This is a genomic window from Mesorhizobium sp. M0244 (assembly GCF_040321795.1).
In the GTDB taxonomy this organism is placed as follows: domain Bacteria; phylum Pseudomonadota; class Alphaproteobacteria; order Rhizobiales; family Rhizobiaceae; genus Mesorhizobium.
The window spans coordinates 1-18,744 of the sequence record NZ_JAMYSE010000117.1 but is presented as its reverse complement, the minus strand read 5'-3'; the positions used below and the strand labels follow the sequence as shown (position 1 = coordinate 18,744).

Annotated in this window: 15 protein-coding genes and 5 pseudogenes; 13 read left to right on the top strand and 7 right to left on the bottom strand. The window is 60.6% G+C overall.

Annotated features, from left to right (window positions below; translation table 11 throughout):
* Positions 1-1,124: 1,124 nt before the first annotated feature.
* Positions 1,125-1,421 (bottom strand): hypothetical protein, encoded by a 297-nt coding sequence (locus tag NKJ08_RS34900; protein WP_352780017.1) that lies wholly within the window; start codon positions 1,419-1,421, stop codon positions 1,125-1,127.
* Between the two features lie 445 nt (positions 1,422-1,866).
* Between NKJ08_RS34900 and NKJ08_RS34895 the strand changes: the two are divergent.
* Positions 1,867-2,920, top strand: a pseudogene (locus NKJ08_RS34895) (RHE_PE00001 family protein).
* Between the two features lie 169 nt (positions 2,921-3,089).
* Positions 3,090-3,669 (top strand): annotated as a pseudogene (locus NKJ08_RS34890) (Tn3 family transposase); the annotation flags it as partial.
* A 203-nt stretch (positions 3,670-3,872) separates the two neighbouring features.
* Here NKJ08_RS34890 and NKJ08_RS34885 read toward each other — a convergent pair.
* Complete coding sequence (locus NKJ08_RS34885; protein WP_352780018.1) at positions 3,873-5,765, bottom strand: ABC transporter ATP-binding protein; 1,893 nt, start codon at positions 5,763-5,765, stop codon at positions 3,873-3,875.
* Between the two features lie 195 nt (positions 5,766-5,960).
* On the opposite strand from NKJ08_RS34885, the gene NKJ08_RS34880 reads away from it, so the two are divergent.
* From NKJ08_RS34880 to NKJ08_RS34865, 4 genes and pseudogenes are all read left to right on the top strand, one after another.
* A complete protein-coding gene (locus NKJ08_RS34880) occupies positions 5,961-6,116 on the top strand; it encodes a helix-turn-helix domain-containing protein (protein WP_502900746.1) in 156 nt (51 codons plus the stop codon).
* A 46-nt stretch (positions 6,117-6,162) separates the two neighbouring features.
* Positions 6,163-6,849, top strand: a complete 687-nt coding sequence (locus NKJ08_RS34875) for an XRE family transcriptional regulator (RefSeq protein WP_352531758.1) — start codon at positions 6,163-6,165, stop codon at positions 6,847-6,849.
* Positions 6,850-7,025: 176 nt separating this feature from the next.
* Positions 7,026-7,445: pseudogene (locus tag NKJ08_RS34870) on the top strand (RES family NAD+ phosphorylase); the annotation flags it as partial.
* Between the two features lie 71 nt (positions 7,446-7,516).
* A complete protein-coding gene (locus tag NKJ08_RS34865; RefSeq protein WP_352531760.1) occupies positions 7,517-7,984 on the top strand; it encodes a GNAT family N-acetyltransferase in 468 nt (155 codons plus the stop codon).
* A gap of 780 nt (positions 7,985-8,764) precedes the next feature.
* Here the strand turns inward: NKJ08_RS34865 and NKJ08_RS34855 are convergent.
* Positions 8,765-8,926 carry a hypothetical protein gene (locus NKJ08_RS34855; protein WP_167522729.1) on the bottom strand — a complete coding sequence of 54 codons (162 nt, stop codon included), beginning with the start codon at positions 8,924-8,926 and terminating at the stop codon, positions 8,765-8,767.
* Positions 8,927-9,150: 224 nt separating this feature from the next.
* On the opposite strand from NKJ08_RS34855, the gene NKJ08_RS34850 reads away from it, so the two are divergent.
* The 5 genes and pseudogenes from NKJ08_RS34850 (at position 9,151) to NKJ08_RS34825 (ending at position 12,093) form a co-directional block, all read left to right on the top strand.
* The gene (locus NKJ08_RS34850; RefSeq protein ID WP_029356805.1) at positions 9,151-9,822 is read left to right on the top strand and encodes a Crp/Fnr family transcriptional regulator; all 672 of its coding nucleotides are present in this window, start codon (positions 9,151-9,153) and stop codon (positions 9,820-9,822) included.
* A 261-nt stretch (positions 9,823-10,083) separates the two neighbouring features.
* Positions 10,084-10,479: pseudogene (locus NKJ08_RS39170) on the top strand (DUF4062 domain-containing protein); the annotation flags it as partial.
* Between the two features lie 517 nt (positions 10,480-10,996).
* Entirely contained in the window at positions 10,997-11,236 is a 240-nt protein-coding gene (locus NKJ08_RS34835) for an ATP-dependent DNA ligase (protein ID WP_352785709.1), read from the top strand.
* A 7-nt stretch (positions 11,237-11,243) separates the two neighbouring features.
* On the top strand, positions 11,244-11,522 hold the full coding sequence (locus NKJ08_RS34830; protein ID WP_352780019.1) for a hypothetical protein: 279 nt from the start codon (positions 11,244-11,246) through the stop codon (positions 11,520-11,522).
* Between the two features lie 352 nt (positions 11,523-11,874).
* Positions 11,875-12,093, top strand: a complete 219-nt coding sequence (locus tag NKJ08_RS34825; RefSeq protein WP_502900747.1) for a recombinase family protein — start codon at positions 11,875-11,877, stop codon at positions 12,091-12,093.
* Between the two features lie 306 nt (positions 12,094-12,399).
* Here the strand turns inward: NKJ08_RS34825 and NKJ08_RS34820 are convergent, their stop codons facing one another.
* Both NKJ08_RS34820 and NKJ08_RS34815 read right to left on the bottom strand, forming a co-directional pair.
* A complete protein-coding gene (locus NKJ08_RS34820; protein ID WP_352531768.1) occupies positions 12,400-13,104 on the bottom strand; it encodes a gamma-glutamylcyclotransferase in 705 nt (234 codons plus the stop codon).
* Between the two features lie 201 nt (positions 13,105-13,305).
* Positions 13,306-14,031: pseudogene (locus tag NKJ08_RS34815) on the bottom strand (NADP-dependent oxidoreductase); the annotation flags it as partial.
* Positions 14,032-14,058: 27 nt separating this feature from the next.
* Here NKJ08_RS34815 and NKJ08_RS34810 point away from each other — a divergent pair.
* Together NKJ08_RS34810 and NKJ08_RS34805 are read left to right on the top strand one after the other, a co-directional pair.
* Complete coding sequence (locus NKJ08_RS34810) at positions 14,059-14,268, top strand: hypothetical protein (RefSeq protein WP_352780020.1); 210 nt, start codon at positions 14,059-14,061, stop codon at positions 14,266-14,268.
* A gap of 735 nt (positions 14,269-15,003) precedes the next feature.
* On the top strand, positions 15,004-17,220 hold the full coding sequence (locus tag NKJ08_RS34805) for an adenylate/guanylate cyclase domain-containing protein (protein WP_352531772.1): 2,217 nt from the start codon (positions 15,004-15,006) through the stop codon (positions 17,218-17,220).
* 6 nt (positions 17,221-17,226) lie between these two features.
* On the opposite strand, the gene NKJ08_RS34800 is transcribed toward NKJ08_RS34805, so the two are convergent.
* Positions 17,227-17,667 carry a YHS domain-containing (seleno)protein gene (locus tag NKJ08_RS34800; protein ID WP_352531774.1) on the bottom strand — a complete coding sequence of 147 codons (441 nt, stop codon included), beginning with the start codon at positions 17,665-17,667 and terminating at the stop codon, positions 17,227-17,229.
* 25 nt (positions 17,668-17,692) lie between these two features.
* Positions 17,693-18,304 (bottom strand): ankyrin repeat domain-containing protein, encoded by a 612-nt coding sequence (locus NKJ08_RS34795; RefSeq protein WP_352531776.1) that lies wholly within the window; start codon positions 18,302-18,304, stop codon positions 17,693-17,695.
* Positions 18,305-18,744: the final 440 nt, after the last annotated feature.

The following is an 18,744-nucleotide window of genomic DNA, read 5'->3' as shown; positions in this document are numbered from 1 at the left end:
CCCTGCGGCGGGGGGCCGCGGTGTTTTGTCGGCGGGGCAGCGGGGGGGCGCCGCGGCGGTCCCCGGCGGCCCGGACCGGGTGGGCGTGCCCCCCCGCGGGCGGCCCCCCCCCCCCCCCCCCCCCCCACTTCCTGTTGCCGGACTCCAGCTTAGCGAAGGGTGAAATTACATTCATGAACCCCACCATCAAAGTCGTCCGATGCGCCGAGCCCGGTAGGCTGATGTTCGAGGAGCAGCAGGCACCAGGCACTCCGCCGGAAGGCTGGGGCACTGATCAATGTCGCCTATGTCGGGATATGCAGAACCGACTACCACATCTTCCAGGGCAGGCATCCTTACCTCGCTTACCGTCGGTCGAGGAAAGGAGGATCGCCCCATAACTCAGCCGCTATGAACTTGAGGTTACCGGAGCGCATTCCCATGTTCTCTGCACCAAGCGAGTACGGCAAATCTACGAAAGACTGCGAGAGGGGCAGGTTTTCGACTACCCTATTGCCTTCGTCATCCCTGCCTACGCTGTAATTCAGGATCTGAAAAAAACGCGATTGGCCAGGATGGACAACAAATTCGCCAGGCGTCGCGATAGTGGTGGAGCCTCCGTAATTCGATATCGCATTGGAATCACGTTCATAAGGATGACCAAGGCCAAGCGGAACTCCCCCGAGCCTCTGTCCCAATTGCAGAACAATCATCTTTGCCGTCACAGCTCCGACGTTTCGAATCCCGAGCCGAATTTGAATGCCAGCGGTGGCGGCTTCACCTCCTGACCGGCTGATCGAGCGGCGAGAGAATTCAGTCTCGAGTTCAATATCAGGCGTGGCAGTTCGACGAAAGCATCCTCGATGTCGAAGTGCTCCATCGCGTAGCTGCTCGAAGCCGACCGCTTGAAATACTGCTTCGTCATGTTGCACATGTGGGGACGGCGTTTGGAGCGAGGTGTGTCAATCACGAGATACCCCGCCGTCTTGTCGCTGACAGAACCGAAGCCGTTGACCCTAATGCCGTCGTTCTTTGGCTGAAGCAGATCTCCAACCGCAGAGCTGACGGCACTAAGGGCTGCTTCCCAATTCGGGACCGGATCTAGCGCCAGCGCAGAATCGACACCATTGAATTCGCCCTGCAGTCTACGCCGACGACAATAAGCCCCCAGCCGAGTTGCTGAAGGCAGACATGGCCTTTGCGAGTGAACGGCGCCCGTCCTTTGTCAGCTTTCCTTCGTCGTTGAAGAGCGCGCCCGGCTTTCCTACGGCCGAACCCTTGAAGTCGAGCTGCAGCGTTTCTTGCGCTTCCTGCAGGATTGATTCCTGCAGAAGGGCCTCGCCTCCAACAATGGCTTCATCAAACGTCATCCTGCCCTCTCTACGACCGCCGAGGCCAAGCAGCATATCCCCTTCGCGGCCACCCATCCATGTCACGTCCATGTCGCGTGGACCTGCCGATAGTCGCAGGAAACTCTTGGAAATCAACGGTAGCAGCTTGCAACATGGTGTGACATGAAAGGACCCCTTGCCAAGGTATCCTTCCAATCAAGATGTTGAATTTACTAGCAGAAACTTGGTAGCGGGAGACCGCTACATCGCAACACCCACTATCGACGACGCCTTCTTCTACTATCGACGGCATGCGGCATAGCAGAAAACCACGAGTCTGGGGTCCAAAGGCAATGATCGGAAAAATGCAGTCTTGTTCTTGATGGGTCTCGGCGGGAGAGAGCCAATGAAATAGTAATTGGACTGTCTGATTGTATTGTTTAAGTATCGATAAGAGGTGATTATCGATAGTGAGAAGGCCGCCAGAGAAAATCCCCTGCAAGTCAACCTAACATCCAGATAGCTTGACTATGGCGAATCAACTATCATGAAACCAATGGCTTACGACATCAGCGACTTGTCCCTGAAGACCCTGATCGGGCCGGTTTCCCGCGCGACCGAGGTTTTGGTCCGCCTCGACGAGCGGGTCGCTCGCTCACCGGTCCGCGACGGTTTTGTCGAACGCCAGCATTTTGCTGACGCGGCCGCTGCCCCTCTCGTGCACCTCGAGGACCTTGTCCTGCACGACGCCCATATGGACATTCGCACACCGACCCACGAACTCACCCGCGCACATGCGGTGCCGCCGGCGGATTTTTGCGCAGAAGCCGGACTGGGCGCTCAGCCGCGACGGTTTTTTGGCGCTGACCGGCCGCGGCGGCGCGATGCCGGCATCGGGGCCAAAAAGCCGGGACGGGGAGGGCGCCGACCCCGTTGAAGCCGGCGGTCGGGATGACGCTGAGGACGACCTGCTGGCCGAAGAATTTGCCGAGATCGATGCCGTCCTGGCGCGCTCGTCAAAGATTCTCGGCGGCGCCGACGTACCTGGTCGAAAGGAGGAAACGTCACAACGTGACCGGCCGGAGCCGCAAAACGGCCTGATCTACGATCTCGACTGGAATGAAGAAGAACGCCTCGCGGAATGGCAGGACTTATTCTGGCAGGACATCGAGGTGCTGCAGCATGCCGCTTGGCTCGGGCCTCTGCTGATTGCCGCGCTGCTGCGGCAGGAAGGTCTTGCCGCCAACCATCTCGCCTGCCTGCATCTCGGCGCCAAAAACATTCCGCGCGAGCGGCGGCGAGCGCGCAATCGGTCCGACCGGTTGCTGGCCTGCCTCGATGCTATCCACGACGCCGCGCTGGTCGGCCTGAAGGAACACGATCGGCTGGTGCTGGCAAAAAGCCAGATGGAGCGAAAACTCCGCGACCGCCGCGCCAGCTCCAAACTGTCCGACGTGGTCGAACTCGTGCTGTCACGGCCACTCGTCTCGGCAGGCATGATCCAGGAGCGGCTAAAGGTGACAAAACAGGGGGCGCTCAATCTGGTCGGCGAGCTCGGGCTGCGCGAGATGACGGGCAGGGGAAGGTTTCGCGCGTGGGGAATTGTCTAGGCGCTCAGTCCACCGAGTGACGGACGCGGATTCCGGCTTCACAATCTCATTGGTGCAGTTGCGGCCTGCTGTGCGGCTGAATGGGGCATTAGCTGGAAGGGTAGTGCTTACAGAAAGCAGTGTGTTCGGTTTATGTAGGGTCAACGATGAGTCGGAACACGGAGGCGAACATGCGGGCGGCGACGTCAACGCGCGCTACGGTGTCGATCCCGGCTTCAGCTTTTACACCCATGTCTCCGACCAGCATGGACCCTATCACGTCAAGGTCATCTCGGCAGCGACACACGAGGCGCCCTACGTTCTCGACGGCCTGCTGCATCACGTTAGCAATCTCTCGATTGCTGAACATTTTACTGATACCGGCGGCGCGACCGATCATGTGTTCGCGCTCTGCGCCATGCTCGGTTTCCGCTTCTGCCCCAGATTGGGCGACTTTCCCGATCGCCGGCTGATCCCAATCGAACATCCCGCTGTCTATCCAAAGATCGCGCCGCTTCGCATCCGTGCCGACTCATCCGCGAACATTGGGATGAGGTGATGCGCCTGGTCGCCACGCCGCGCCGTCGGTGATGCTGAGGAAGCTCGCCGCCTACGAACGCTAGAACCAAGTGGACATCACCCTCCAGGAGATCGGCAAGATTGAACGGACGCTGTTCATGCTCGATTTGCTGGAACATCCGGCGCTCCGTCACCGCTGCAGGGCCGGGCTGAACAAGAGCGAACAACGCCATGCTCTCACGCAGGCCATCTAGACATTCCGCCAAGGGCGGATTCATCGATTCCAGGTGGCCGCTCCGCAATCTGCCGCAAGAAAACGATTCCCTATGTTCGCCAGGCTCTCCTTTGCATTGATCAGCGGAATCCATATTCCGAGTTCGGCCGGACCAGATCTATCGGCTAGCGGAAGTCCGCAGCGGGGTCGTTCTTTCGCGCTCCTCCATGCGCACGCCGATTAGATGCTGGCCTGCGCCTTGTAGAGGTGGGCATAGGCTCCGTCGGCAACGATCAGGGCTTCATGGGTCCCCTGTTCGGCGATCCCCTGTTCGGTCAGCACCAGGATCCGGTCCGCATTGCGAACGGTCGAAAGCCGATGGGCGATGACGATCGTCGTCCGCCCTTCGGCAAGGTCGAGCAATGCGGCCTGGACGGCCCGCTCACTTTCATTGTCAAGCGCGCTCGTAGCCTCGTCGAAGATCAGGATTGCTGGATCCTTGAGGAACGCCCGGGCGATGGTGAGGCGCTGCTTCTGGCCCCCGGACAGTTTCACACCGCGCTGTCCGATATCCGTGGCGTAGCCATTCGAGAGCGCCATGATGAAATCGTGAGCATTGGCCGCCTTTGCCGCCGCGATGATTTCGACTTCCGACGCATCCGGCCGCCCGTAGCGGGGGTTTTCCGCCACCGTACCGGCGAACAGATAGACGTCCTGCTGCACGACACCGATGCTTTGCCGCAGTGACTTCAAGCTGATGTCGCGGATGTCGGCACCGTCGATCAGGATCGCGCCTTCACTCACCTCGTAAAAGCGCGGGATCAGCGCGCATAAGGTGCTCTTGCCGACGCCGGAGGCGCCGACGAGGGCCACGAACTCGCCGGGAGCAATATCGAAGGACAGTTTTTTGAGAACATGTGGCCCGTCCTCTTCGTAGCGGAAGCCGACATCGCGAAACGCCAGGGCGCCGCACGGGCGGGCGATGTCGGAGGCACCCGACCGATCCACGATCTCCGGCTCCACCTCCAGGATCTCCATCGCCCGACTGAAGCCGGTGTAACCCTCCTGCCAGAGCCGCACGAAATTTGCCAGGCGTTTGACGGGATCGACGAGCACCGCGACGCACAGAAGGAAGGTCAGCATATCCGCAACGCCGAGCTCGGCATTGACGACCCGGACGGCGCCCATGACGATGACGGCGACCGTGATAAGCTGTGCGAAGGTCGTGTTCCCGACCGAGAAGAAGGCCTCGCTCCTGTCGCCTTCCCTGCGGCTCTGAAGAAAACGGGCATTCTCCTCGTCGAAGCGGCTGATCTCGAGTTCCTCATTGGCAAAGGACTGGACAACGCGGATACCGGCGAGCGAATCCTCGATGTGTTCATTGACCGCCGCGATCCGCTCCTTGCTGAGCCTTAGCGCCCGGTTCATGCGGCGGTTGAAATGCAACGCGTAGAGCACTGCAAAGGGCGTAGCCCCGAGAATAAGCAAGGTGAGCGGCAGGTCGATATAGGCCAGGAGGAGGATTGCGCCCGCGAATTTGAAAACCGCGATCGCCATATCCTCAGGTGCGTGATGGAAGAGCTCGCCTAACGAAAACGAGTCGTTGGTCATGCGGCTCATCAACTGGCCGACCCGCTGGCGATCGTAAAAGCTGAACGCGAGCTTTTGGCAGTGTTCGAACAGCTCCTTACGCAGCTCGCTCTCGATCTTCGCGCCCATGACGTGGCCCTGATAGTCGACGAACAGGCTGCCGAGCAGTTCCACCGCCACCAGGGCTAGCATGGCCCCGCCCATCAAATAGATCTGATTGAGGGCTTCCGGTGCGTCGGGAAGCTGGACCAGATGCTTGGTGACGTAGCTGGCGCAGAGAGGCAGGAAGAGCGCTGTCACCGAAACCAGCAGCGCGCAGGCGAGATCGGCCGCCAGCAGCGGCAGATGCGGCCTGTAATAGGACAGGAACTTCCTGGCACGCGAATACGGCTTGCTGCGCGTAGGTCGCGTTCTGGGAATCGGCTTATCTGTTGAATCGATTTCAGCCGTTGGGCCGATATTCGCTGCACTCGGCAGCCAGGGTTTCCGGTCGCTACGGGACGTGCCTCCTTGCAGGGCGGCGCTTCGCAGTCGTGTTTGCATTACGCTTCATGTCCTGTTTGTGATCTCCTTTCTTGTTGGACATGGACGCTCTCATCGTACTCTCCCCGTTCGGACGCCTGCGGCGGGGCGAAATATGCATTGCGCTCCCTCGAAAATCAACCCTTTCCATAACCAAGGCGGTCCGGCATCGGCTGTCCGGCGACGCGGCCACAACGCGAAAGTCAGCTCACCCGCATGATCCAGGACAGGTTAAAGGTGACAAAACAAGGCGCGCTCAACCTGGTCGGCGAGCTCGGGCTGCGCGAGATGACGGGCAGGGGAGGTTTCGCGCATGGGGAATTGTTTATTCCACAGCAATTCGCTATAACTTTACGAAATTATCGAACTTGACGAACTTGCGCTCTGCAACCGTATTGGTCAGCAGGAGGTTCTCACCATGGCCGCTCCAAAACGCAGCAATCATGGCGGGACCGCATCGCACGCGGGAGTCGCCACCTTGAGGTTCACCACAAAGCTTCCGGCACAGGCAGACTTCAAGAAGGTATTACTTGAACGCTATCAGGAAGCGATCGCACGCAGCCGCAAGATCGGCCACCGCGTATCGTTCCGGGTAGAGGTCGATTCGGCGGCCGATGTGCAGACGATCACACCGGTCGAGGAGCAACCGATCGCTTCGGACGATACCTTTCCCGTCGAGGACACGTGCAAGCCCGATGCCGAACTCGAGGCGGCACTTGACGAATCGCGCGCGCGTGGCCGCAAGCGTGTCGCCGAAATTGTCGCCGGGGAGGACATGCTGAGCGCGGATGCCTTTGCCAAGCTGCTCGGCACGTCGCGGGTGACGGTCAACGCCAGGCGGCAAAGCGGTCAGGTGCTCTGGATCGATGGCGCCAAACGCGGTTTCCGCTTTCCTGTCTGGCAACTCGACAAGGACGGTCGTCCCTTCGGCGCTTTGCCGGCGCTGCACGCCATGTTGGGCAATAACGCCTGGGCCGTCTATCGGTTTCTGGTGTCGCGCCATGGCGCCCTCGATGGGCGGACCGGCCTTCGAGCCCTTCAACAAGGCGATGACGCCTCGGTTTTGGCCGCGGCCGAAGGCACGGCCAGGGGCGATTTCGACTGAATGCCCGGCGTTCCACCTCCATCCGATTTCGCGCGCGCAAAGCTCGAGATCGAGACCAGACGTTCGGTCGCATCTACTGGAGCACCTATCCTGATCCATTGGGGTAAGGGAAGCCACCGAGCCGGTTCAGCGATCCGCGGCGTCGTGTTTCTGCCAACCGCTTCGGCGTTCTCTACCTCGGCGACTCCCTGAAGGTGTGCTTCCTAGAGACCGTGCTCCGCGACCGCCGCGAAGGGCTTGTCGACGATCTTCAAATAGAGGAGGTGGAGCTGATCCGACGGCGCTATGCGGAGATCGCGACCACGACAGACCTACGCCTGGTCGACCTCAGAGGCGACAATGCCGTTCGGATGGGTGTGCCGACCGATATCGTTCGGGCACAGCGCCAGAACCTGGCACGCCGGTGGTCACTGGCCTTTCACGAGCACCCATCTGAGCCCGACGGGATCATTTATCCGTCGCGCCTCAATGAGGCGACCAGTCTTGCCATTTACGATCGCGCGGTACCGAAGCTTCAGGCGAAGCGTGTTATGACCCTTCTCGGCGCGCGAGGGCTGGCTCAGGTTCTGGAGGATTTCAGGGTGGGGTTGGTGTGAACGACCGGTGTTGGGGCCGGTAGCTGTCCGTCCGGTTCGGGGCTGCAATAGGAAATCAGGGGACGTTATCGATGACGCAAATCAGAGCCATGACTGAGCAGGACGTGCCGTCGGTATCGCTGCTCATTGGAGAGTCTTGGCGCAGGACGTACTCGCCAATCATGGGTGCCGAGACCGCGGCCCGGATTTCGGATGAAGATCACACGCTGCAGCGGATTGCGGCGGAACTGACAGACACCAACAAAATGTCGTTCGTGGCAGAACGGCCAGACGGCTCGATTGCCGGCTACGCGATGGCTAAGATGAATGAAGCCGGCGACGTCATGCTTGACCGGCTCCACATCGATCAAAGCGAGTACGGCACCGGGCTAGCCGCTAATATATTGCACGCTGTCTTTGCCGCCCATTCCGGCATCCCGAGCATCGCACTCGAAGTGCTCGAGGGAAACGACCGGGCAATGGCCTTTTACCGCAAACATGGTTCGAAGTGGTCGATCGCAGGGCCGCGTCGCACGGTGCAGAAGGCCATGCATCGTTGATTATGCGCAAACTGCTATCTCGCGCCTAGTCGGAACTCGCGCATCGAACAGTACATCACGTCTTCCGTCCCCAGCGCACCGGCGGCCTCCCCGCTCGCAATCCAAATAGACGTCTTTCAGCTGTTTGATTGCATGTCAGCGTGAGCGAACGCGAGGTCCTGAGCGTCAGAAGCCGACAATGAAGCCGGACTGATTGCGATCAGCACGGTGCCGAGCGTCACAGGCGCGAGGGACTTAACAACTGACATGATCATTTTGAGATCCTCCCCAGCTCCCGTCGGTCAACATTCAGTCCTTGGGGTCGCAGGTGTAGTGCCGTTCGAAGATCCCGTCCGCGCGCCGCTGCTTGTCGAAGCCGCGATGTAAGGCTCGATCGCGCGCTCGTGGACCAGCCAAAGGGGATCTCGGCCGAGGCGTAGCCACTGCCGGCGGCCAACCGTTTCGGGATCGAGGCCCAAGCGATCCTGGTGCGCTCGATCGTCGTGCCGGCCGCGCCTGCCTCCGCATGACGGATGGCGCGGCTTCGCAAAGCGCACATGATTTCGTCACGTGAGATGCCGATGTCGCCAAGAACGTCATCGGGTAAACGGCTCAACTGGTCCGTTGCCGACAAGAGAGCTTTTCGCTCGGCGCGGAGGCGTAAACACATGCGAAATGGACCAATGGCGGCAGCATGAATTATAACCATGATCAGATCGTCCCTTCATTGATCTGAATTGACCGGTACGGAACGGCGCGAACGGCACTCCGGGCGAGAGCGTCAGCCGTCCGCGAGGCAAGTTAGGCGTAGTGGTCGATGGATTGGTTTTGCCGCGGCGTGCCCATACGGCGGGCGGTGGCTGGCCCCGGGCCACGCATGTAATAAAGCTCCGGGCGGTAGCGCGGCGCGACGAATTTGCGAAACCCCGCAGCAAGTTTTGTGACGGGAGCCAAGAATTTCATGACTGTTCCCTTTCCCTTCGCCGGCTTGCACACGAGCCGGCGGGCCTGACGTTGCAACAAGGATATGACAGTCGAACCAGGCTCGGCTGTGGGAATTCCCACACCGGGGAGAACATTGGCGAAATCCGCTCCCAGTTTGCATCCCGGAAAGCGGGGCCTGCGGCCATCAAATTTCCTTGGATAGGGAGTAAGGTGAAGTACACTTGATTGAACAAGAGACCGTTGTGACAGGCTCTCTGGCCTTCATCTCAAGACTTTGCGATGCCGACCTCGCCGCGCTGACCAAACGGTGGCACGAGCGCAGCTATCGACACAACGAGCTAATCATTTCCCACGGCGACACTGGTCGCGATGTCTTCTTCCTGCTGGAAGGACGGGCTCGCGTGACACTGGTTTCAGCGGACGGCAGGGAGATAGCGTATCGCGATGTCGAACCGGGTGACATTTTCGGGGAGCTCGGAGGCATTGACGGGATTGCACGCTCTGCCAGCGTAGTCGCGCTGGAGGCAACCCGCGCTGCACGGCTGTCCGGCACAGCATTCCGGGATATCGTGATGACCCACCCGACTTTTGCCTGGATGCTGCTTGAGCATCTGTCTGCCCAGCTCCGGCGCATGACCGAGCGGGTATTCGAATACAGCACTCTGGTCGTGCGAAAACGGCTGATCGTCGAGCTCCTGCATCGGGCGGAGAAAGCCGCACTCGTGGATGGCGAGGTGTCCATAAGCCCGGCACCGACGCATTCCGAGCTGGCGGCAACGATGAGCACGCACAGGGAAGCGGTCTCGCGCGAAATGAGCGACCTCGCGAAGAGAGGCCTGATCGAAAAGCGCGGCAGCAGGTTATTGCTGCATGACGTCTCGGCACTACGGGCGCTGGTCGACAAGAAGGAATAGCGAAGGCTGTCGCTGCGGCGGGGGGCACCGCACGTTTCATACTCCTCGGCCGCAAGTGATTATTCCTTCCGGCAAACCGGGCAACCTAGCGTGCCAGCCCGCGGGTCGGGTTTTGATCGCTTCACCCCTTGCAAGAATCATGACTCGGCTTCTTGATGCGGGCACGGAACGTTATCCCCAGCCTGCTTGCAGACTTACAAGGGCGGATCGAAGGGTGAAGCCGCATGGACGTTAAATACCAAATCTTCGTCAGCTCGACCTATGCCGATTTGGTGGACGAAAGACGGTCGGTCATCGAGGCCGTTCTTAACCTCGGGCATATTCCTGTGGGGATGGGAGGCATTCCAAGCCAGCGACGACACTCAATGGGATTACATTAAGCGGCGCATCGATGACAGCGACTACTACGTACTCATCGTAGCAGAGCGGTACGGCTCAGAGTTGAAGGGTAAGAGCTACACCCAGATGGAGTACGAGTACGCGGTCGCCCAAGGCGTGCCTACCGTGGCGTTTTTGCTCGAAGGCGGTGCTCGCAAGACGTGGGCCGCGGAAAAGGTCGAGTTCGAGAAAAAGGCCAAACTCGAGAGATTCCGAAAGCTGTATGAAAAGAAGCTCGTCAAATATTGGCGCAACAAGGACGATTTGGCGGGTAAGGTTGCGATGGCTATTAGACGTTATGACCGTGGTCTGAGCGGCGGTCCGCCCTTAGTCTTCGCAGCTGTTAAGCAAACGGGGGTTGCTCGGGAGTGCCCAGCCGAGCCCCAAGCGAAGAAAGGACGGGCCATGGAGCAAAATAACGTTTTTTACGTCGGTGTCGATGTGTCGAAAGCCAAGCATGCTGTCGCGATTGCCGAGGGCGGACGCGGTGGAGAGGTCCGGTATTTCGGCGAGGCGTTCCCCGCGCGTCGTCACCGGAACGTCGTAGCCGTGAAGCCGAACCGTGACGGTCCCGTCATCGTGAACAAGCGTCACCTCGCCAGTCATCGTGATCGTGTCGCCTTCGGACAGTTTCGCCATCGGCATCGCCCTCGCAAAGGCCGCCGCTGAACTGGACGTGGAAAGCGCCATCATCGACGGTGAGATCGTCGTACGAGACTGGCCTGTCTGACTTCGGAGCCTTGCGGAAAGCCATCACTCGACGCCAGCACGACCTCTATTCGTCGCCTTCGATCTTCTGCATCTCAATGGTCACGACCTGCGCGACATGGCGCTGGAGGACCGCCGCGAGATCCTTGCCGAGATGATCCCGGACGGTGGCCGTATCCAATTCAGCCAGGCGCTTCCCGGCGAGGCTAAGGCGATCTTCCACCTGATAGACCAGGCGGGGCTCGAAGGCATGGTGTCGAGGCGCAAGGACAGCAAATACCGGAGCGGCAATTCGACGGCTTGGCTCCAAGGCTTACAGCATCGATGAATACGAGTTGCTCGGCGTCGAGCGTGAACCCGGAAAGCCGGCTTTCGCCCTAATGGCCGAGCGTGGCACAGGACGCTATGTCGGGAGCGCCTTTATCACCTTGAACCGGGAGATGCGGGAACGCCTCTGGGAGCGCGTACAGGAGCATTCTGGGCCTGCGCCAAACGGGATGAAACGGCCGGCGACGCAATGGGTCAAGCCGGGGCTGATCGGCCGCGTGAAGCATCTCCACGGCGAGGAGAATCTGCGCCATGCCTCGCTGCAGGATTTTCGGGAGGAAGACTAGGGTAAAACTCAGTCATTCTGGCTATGCCGCGAATGGCCGAGATGGGTTAATTGCGGGCAACGGCGAGACTGGACTGAAGGGCAGCTCAGGGTCATGGCGGTGAATTGACCCGGAGCAAGCGAGCTTCCGCTTAGCGTCGATTCCGGCGGCCTGGTTTTCGCAAAGTCCCGGATTAAAGCGCTGTTTTGCGTCTGATTTTTGCACCGTCCCACAATAGGCAGTTTCGCGACCACCGCAACCATGGCGGTTGCTGCGGCGTATTTCTGACCCAGGCTATGGGGCTATCCGCTTGTCCGAATTCTGAGCCAGAGCGCAATGAGGTATATCTAAATGAGCCGAGCGGGAGGGGGATATGCACATTGCTCGTGTTTATCTGCGGGTCAGTACGCAATGGCAGGATCTTGATCGCCAGGAATCGATCATCGCTGAGGCGAGGGATGCCGGGTACTACATCGCCGGCGTCTACCGCGAGAAGGCATCCGGCGCTCGCGCCGACCGGCCGGAGCTGCTTCGTCTAATCGCGGACCTTCAGCCGGGGGAGCGGGCGGGAATATGCCGGACGCCAAGCTGACACGAACGCATTATTGTCTTCCGGTCTGGCGGCAACAGTATCAGCAGGACGGCGAAGCTGACCGGCTGCAGCGAAGCGCAGGTGAAGCGCGTCTGGGTTCGACATCAGAAGGAAAGCGGGAAGCAGGAAATGTCGTAACAAAAATTGAGTTCTGCGACTGTGCAAAAGACAGTTGCAAAACCGTCGCTTTGATCGGGAGTTTTCGCGACAAGGGAAGGTCGCGAGAGGTGGATTTCTTTGTAGCTTCCTCGATCGGAGGAGAAAGAAGCGCCAACTGCGGATGCTTGAAGCGACCGCTCCGTTGGCTCAAAGAACGTTCCGCTCCGCCGGGTTTCGCTCTATCAACTCCGCCACAAGGCGTTGAAGCCGCCAGAGGCTGCTGTCATGTATGCCTTTGGCTTCGAGGTGAGAAACTGTATTGAACAGGTATTCGGCCCCGCTTCCCCAATGACCGCAGGCCAGGGCCAGGACATCGGCAACGGCTTCAAGCGACTGACGACCGGCATAGAGAGGTGACGCGCGGTTCATCACAAAGGCCAAGGCCGAGATAGGCCCGGAAGCGGTCGCCACCGTGATCCACCGGGGCATGCTGTTGGCCGGCTTGTAGGTGAATTCGCGTCGAAAGAGTTTGCCGAATTGGCGTTCGAGGTTGTCCTTTGGCAGGTCGTACAGGACGCCGCTGCATTGCCCCCCACGATCGAGGGCCATCATAAGGCCTGGCTGCTCCGGCGTGCCCCGAAAACGGGTCATGCGAAAGCAGAAAGCGCGATGCCACCCACGAGCGAGGCCTCCCTGCTCACCGATATGCTCGATCTCCGGCTTCCAGATCAAGGAGCCGTAGGCGAACAGGCGGGTCGGTGCTTTCGGGGCCGGATGAGTTCGGATCATTTGCTCGACCCAGCTGTCGTAGTCGGCATCGGTGTGTAGCTCGGCACCTGGCGTCAACCCCTGGTCGTGAACGACCTTGTGGACCCGCGCGACGTGGTCCGCGGTCAAGGTCAGCTTTCTCATTTGGCTCGGCATCCCGTGCTCCATCGGATCAAGATCGCGTATCCTTGGCAGATGCTACGGGCGTTGCAAGGTACGAACCGATGCACGGCGTGAATGCGTCATCTTTGCCCCTTCACCGATGACAGCAAAGCGCCCCGCATATTCGCCCTCGAACGATTCCATGTGGTTTCGGCAATCTAGGTTTGGGAGACGCTTTTCTACTCACTGTGAAACCCTGACCAACAGCTTACCGAAATTGCGGCCCTTGAGAAGACCGATGAAGGCCATCGGCGCGTTCGCGAGTCCCTCGACAATGTCCTCACGATATTTGACCTTACCCGCTTGGAGCCAGGCCGAAACGTCCCTGCGGAAGTCGTCGATCTGCGCGTCGAAATCAGAAACGATAAAGCCTTGGACCGTCCATCGCTTCGTCAGCACTGCTCTCATGAACGCAACCAGACGGTCTGGACCAGCCGGAGGTCCTACATCACTGTAGTGGGCAACCAAGCCACAGACGGGGATGCGGGCAAAATCATTGAGAAGTGGAAACACGGCATTCCAAACATGCCCGCCAACGTTCTCGAAATAGATATCGATGCCGTCCGGGCAGGCGGAGCGCAACTGCTCCGCGAGGTCGGCAGCATGATGGTCCAGCGCGACGTCAAAGCCGAGTTCTTCCCTGACATAGCGGCATTTCTCAGCGCCGCCGGCAACGCCAACCACCCGGCAGCCGTGCAATTTCCCGATCTGGCCGACCAATGAGCCGACCGGCCCGCTGGCCGCTGCAACCACAAATGTTTCGCCCTGTTTCGGCCGGCCGATATTGAGCATTCCGGTATACGCTGTCTGGCCTGGCATTCCGAGGACGCCGAGGGCCGTCGAAATGGACCCAACATCCAGGTCAACCTTCCGCAATCCCGTGCCGCTTGAGACAGTGAATGTTTCCCAGAAAGGGGAGAACGCGCGCTGCACGAGATGCCGAACTACGGCTCCTCGCACCGGGTGGTGATCATGGCGCTGGTCAAACTCAACCGGCTGGACGAGGCGCAGGCGGCGACGCGGCGGCTGATGGAGGCGTTCCCGACCTACACGCTCACTCTGCAGAGACAGATCAACCCGTGGCTGGACAAGGTGTTCGCCGAGCGTTACGTCGAGGCGCTGGGCATCTCCGGCGTGCCGGAGTGATCGTCGCGGCTGCAAAGATGCCCTCTCCTGCGCGTCACGTCCGGCGAGGCGACGTCCCTTGATCCCGCGTCGCTTCTGGAAGGATAGTTCTCTGGCCGGCTTGTCCGAGGACTGAGCGAGTAGAGCAGCCGTGAACAGCCGGCGAGCTCTCTGTTGGGTTCGCGTCGAACTTCCGGTTTCCACCCGAGTCGGCCTTTCAACGCTCACCTCGGGCTTTATGTGGCTCAGGTTTTTGAACCAGCGGACCGCGCCATGACTTGTCATTGATTGGGTGACTGCCGAACGGCCAATTTCGCCTGTAAGGGCGACGTTCAAGTTGCCGCGATGATTTTGAGGCGGTGCTGAACTGGTCGCTATAGCGCGGTCGCTGACGGCAGCTTGGTTAGTTATAGAGGTCTACACCGGCAGAAACGTGCTCTGCTGGCCACCAAGCTCGATCATCTTGCGGGAGGCAGCCCACCCATTTGACCAGTTACCCGTCTTGTAACATGCGGTCGAGTTCGGCCGGAAGGCGGATGGAAGAGTATTTCGCGAACCAGCCGGGAAAAGGGCGGTACGTTGGCTTCAGGTAGAAAACTAGTGAATCGTATTGCTGATGGCCAACAACGGAACTCATTCGAGACTGCTGGGATGGAGATGGCTTTGGATGGGCCTATCATGGTAAATATCGGAATGACGCAGCGTTCGCCGCAAGTGTAGCGAAAAATCGGCAGAAACTCTCGAACGTCCATCGCAATGGCCGAAGACAAATTGGAACGGCGGCTCGCCGCGATCCTAGCCGCCGACATCGCCGGCTATTCGCGGCTGATGGGGGAGGACGAGGAAGGAACTCTGCGAGATCTCAGGGCCGTGGACGAGGAGGTTCTGTCTCCCCAAACGGCGCAGCACCAGGGGCGCATCTTCAAGCGCATGGGCGATGGCTTCCTCGCCGAATTTCCCAGCGTAGTGGAGGCGATGCGCTGCGCGCTCGCCATTCAAGGCGATATGGCGGCGCGCGCCGCGGCCAGCCCCGGTGCCCGCAAGCTCGCGTTTCGCATCGGCGTGCACCTGGGCGACGTCATCGCCGATCGTGGTGATGTGTTCGGCGACGGCGTCAATGTAGCCGCGCGCCTGCAGGCGCTGGCGGAGCCCGGCGGCATCTGCGTGCATCGTTCCGTGCGCAACGAGGTGCGCGATCGCTTGCCTGTCAGGTTCGTCGACATGGGCGAAATCGAGGTCAAGAACATCGCCCGGCCGATCCGCGCCTTCCGGGTGACGCTTGACGGCGTGGCGGCCGGCACCCGAGCGGCCCCAGGTCGCAAACCGAAGTTCGCCCTACCGGCAATCGCCGCGGCGCTGCTCGCGTTCGTCGGGTTGGCCGTGGCGGCCCTCTGGCTGAGCGGCGCGCCGCGACCTGATGCCACCGATCCGGCAGGCGCCGGCAAGCGGTCGATCGCCGTCCTGCCCTTCGCCAATGTCAGCGGCGATTCCGACCAGGACTACTTCGCCGACGGCCTGAGCGACGGTCTCATCACCCAGCTCACCGGCCTTTCCGGCCTCTTCGTCATCGCCCGCGGCTCGGTGCTACCCTACAAGGGAAAGACCGTCAGCCCCCAGACGGTCGCCGGCGAATTGGGCGTTCGCTACGTCCTCGAAGGCAGCGTGCGCAAGTCCCAGGACCACTTGCGCATCAGCGCCAACCTGGTGGAAGCCGAGACCGCCCAGCAAATCTGGGCCAAGCAGTTCGATAGGCGCCTCGAGGACATCTTCACCGTGCAGGACGAGGTGATCAACGAGATCGTGGCGGCGCTTGCGGTGGAGCTCACCTCCGCGGAAGCGGCTGGGCTGACGCGCATTCCGACCGCTAACCTCGAGGCCTACGATTGGTTTCTGCGCGCCGAAGCGCAAAGCTATTATGTCGTCGACGCCACGACGCAAGCCCGGGCCTTGGCCGCCTACGACAAGGCGATCGCACTCGATCCTTCATTCGCCGATGCCTATGCCGGCTATGCGCGGGCATTAGCGGAAATCTGGCGGGCCGTGGGGGACCAGATCCTCTCAGCGACAGTCGCCCGCAAGCGCGCCTATGAGGCCGCCGGCAAGGCACTGGAGCTCGATCCCAACAATGCGCGGGCCTTCGCGGCGCTTGCCACCTTCCAACTGGCCGACGGCCGCCATGACGATGCCATCGCCTCGGTGCGACGCGCAGTCGCGCTCAATCCCGGCGATGCCGAGGCCAAGGCGAACCTCGCCATGGTGCTGGCCTATTCCGGCGAACTCGACGAAGCGGTGGACACCTTTGCCCAGGCGATGCGCTTGAACCCGAAACCGCCGCCCGGCTTTCTTCAGGTTGCGGGAATCGTGCACACGCTGGCTGGGAAATACGATTTGGCACGGGCCGAGCTCGAGACGGTTATGGCTGCCTGGCCGACCTCGGAAAACACCCATGAATATCTGGCTGCCACCTATGCCGCGCTCGGCCGAACCGACGAGGCGCGGGAGCTCGCTGCCTTCTTGACAAATTTACCATTCGGCAACTTGGCCGCCATTCGCATTCTCTACACTGGCTTTTTTCGCAATCCCTCCGATCTCGCACGCTACCTCTCCTTACTCGCCGAGGCCGGCATTCCCGAATGGCCTCTCGGCTACCGGGGCAACGAGCAGGTTCGCGTTCGTGGCGAAGCCCTGACTGCTTTGGCCGTAGGTCGTGGCTGGCAGGGAGTTACGGCCATCCGACGCAGCGAAAAAGTACCATTCTTTCTGCAGGTCACCAAAGACTACCGTGTCGCCTATCGCGGCGCCAACACCTTTCTGACCGGGCTGGCGCGAATCGAGAACGACCAGTTCTGTCTGCAATTCGAGGCGAGCTTCCGCGGGCACTGGCACTGCGGCGCGGTCTATGCGGACAAGAGCGCCGGCCTGGACTACGCGCTGGTTCTGCCCGACACGCTTCGCTATTTCTCTGTCAAATAGCGCGTTCTATTTCTGCAGCTCGGCATGCACGGCCGGCCAGTTAGTGTCCGCCTTGGGCCGGTTGGCGGCAAGGTCCTCGAAGCCCGCGCCGGCGGAAAGATAGAGCTTGCCGTCGATGATCTGCCAGACCTCCGGCTCGATGTTGACCGTCATCTCGTTAAAGGCGACGCCCTCGCTGCACAGGCCGCCATATTGCGGCGCGTAGTCCATCGGGCTGGCATCGAACAACTTCCGGTTTTCGTCGCTGGAGAACTGCCAGGTGGCGCCGAGCCATTCCGATTGGAACTTCTCAGAGCCCTTCACCGCCCGTTTTTCGGTGAAGTAGGCAACCGTGTCGTAGCCCTCGATGGCGACGCTGCCGAAGTAGCCGGTGTTGACCTCGCCGGCCAGCGCCGGCATGGTCCAGACGGCAGCGATGCAGAGACACGTCAATCCGAGGCGTTTCATGGTGCTCGTCCTTTCATTTGGAGACTTAAGGTAGACGCGCCGTTTCGGCCGCCAGCTTCAGGCACTCCCCACTCCACCCACCCGCTACCTTCGCCGGCTGGCAACGGCCACCGCGCGCCAGCAGGAAGGCGATTGTCTCCTTCCGCGCCTTGAATCCGGCCCGGGTTAACGCCGTAAAGCCGTGCCGCTCGGTTGCTTCCGAATCCGCACCGGCCGCCAGCAGCATCGCCAGTATGTCCGGATGGTTTTCTTCGGCGGCGACGATGAATGGCGTCGTCTTGAATCGGTTCTCAGCATCGCTAGGCGAAGCCCCGGCCACCAGCAGCTGCCGCACACATTCCGCGCACCCCGCATAGGATGCGCCGTGCAAAGCCGTCATTCCCCGGTTGTTCCTTGCCACGACATCGGCACCGCGTTTGATCAGAAAGGCGACGGCTTCCGGCCGGCTGGCGAGGCAGGCTACGACCAGCGCGGTCTCACCGGTGGGGTTTTTCTCGTCGATGGCCGCGCCGCCATCGAGCAGGGCCTTGAGTGCCGTTTCATCACCGGATTGCGCCGCATCATGAAGGGATCCGGCCATCGCGGCTGTCGCCGTCAATCCGAACCAGAACGCCACCGCAGACAGTGGTCTGAGCATATCGCTTCCTGCTGAATGAACAATACTAGCACGCTGACCGTTTCCTGGTCCAGCCCGGCGCTGCGGAGCTGGGGTTCCGTTCACAGCTGTACCAGTGATGCAGGCCATCGCCTCGCAGAACCAGGACGCTGGAACCATCTCACCTTTGAGCGATGATCCCTTCATCAGCCTGCCAGCCGCGGCGCGCTGATCTGCCCGGCCTGTGCCCGAGAGCACAGCGATCGAGCCGTCACCTAACCCACGTCACGGGCGCGATCCACTCGACTCGAATGCTGCTCTGGCTAAGCCGACGGTCTGCTATGGCACGGCACGCGACGTTGATGTCTCAACACGCGAGGTCCGGATTGGGTCAGATCGCGTCATGCGACGCTCGCAACTGAACGACCGCCAAAAGGGTCGAACTCGGTCGTTCAGAGCGATTTGGATGGTTTTGGCGGCGA

Bases quoted from the DNA above. Each gene is read 5' to 3' on its own strand.
- NKJ08_RS34880 (WP_502900746.1), top strand. From the start codon at position 5,961: ATGATCCAGGACAGGTTAAAGGTGACAAAACAAGGCGCGCTCAACCTG.
- NKJ08_RS34800 (WP_352531774.1), bottom strand. From the start codon at position 17,667: ATGAAACGCCTCGGATTGACGTGTCTCTGCATCGCTGCCGTCTGGACC.
- NKJ08_RS34795 (WP_352531776.1), bottom strand. From the start codon at position 18,304: ATGCTCAGACCACTGTCTGCGGTGGCGTTCTGGTTCGGATTGACGGCG.
- NKJ08_RS34825 (WP_502900747.1), top strand. From the start codon at position 11,875: ATGCACATTGCTCGTGTTTATCTGCGGGTCAGTACGCAATGGCAGGAT.
- NKJ08_RS34855 (WP_167522729.1), bottom strand. From the start codon at position 8,926: ATGAAATTCTTGGCTCCCGTCACAAAACTTGCTGCGGGGTTTCGCAAA.
- NKJ08_RS34875 (WP_352531758.1), top strand. From the start codon at position 6,163: ATGGCCGCTCCAAAACGCAGCAATCATGGCGGGACCGCATCGCACGCG.
- NKJ08_RS34810 (WP_352780020.1), top strand. From the start codon at position 14,059: ATGCCGAACTACGGCTCCTCGCACCGGGTGGTGATCATGGCGCTGGTC.
- NKJ08_RS34805 (WP_352531772.1), top strand. From the start codon at position 15,004: ATGGCCGAAGACAAATTGGAACGGCGGCTCGCCGCGATCCTAGCCGCC.
- NKJ08_RS34865 (WP_352531760.1), top strand. From the start codon at position 7,517: ATGACGCAAATCAGAGCCATGACTGAGCAGGACGTGCCGTCGGTATCG.
- NKJ08_RS34900 (WP_352780017.1), bottom strand. From the start codon at position 1,421: ATGGACGTGACATGGATGGGTGGCCGCGAAGGGGATATGCTGCTTGGC.
- NKJ08_RS34885 (WP_352780018.1), bottom strand. From the start codon at position 5,765: ATGCAAACACGACTGCGAAGCGCCGCCCTGCAAGGAGGCACGTCCCGT.
- NKJ08_RS34820 (WP_352531768.1), bottom strand. From the start codon at position 13,104: ATGAGAAAGCTGACCTTGACCGCGGACCACGTCGCGCGGGTCCACAAG.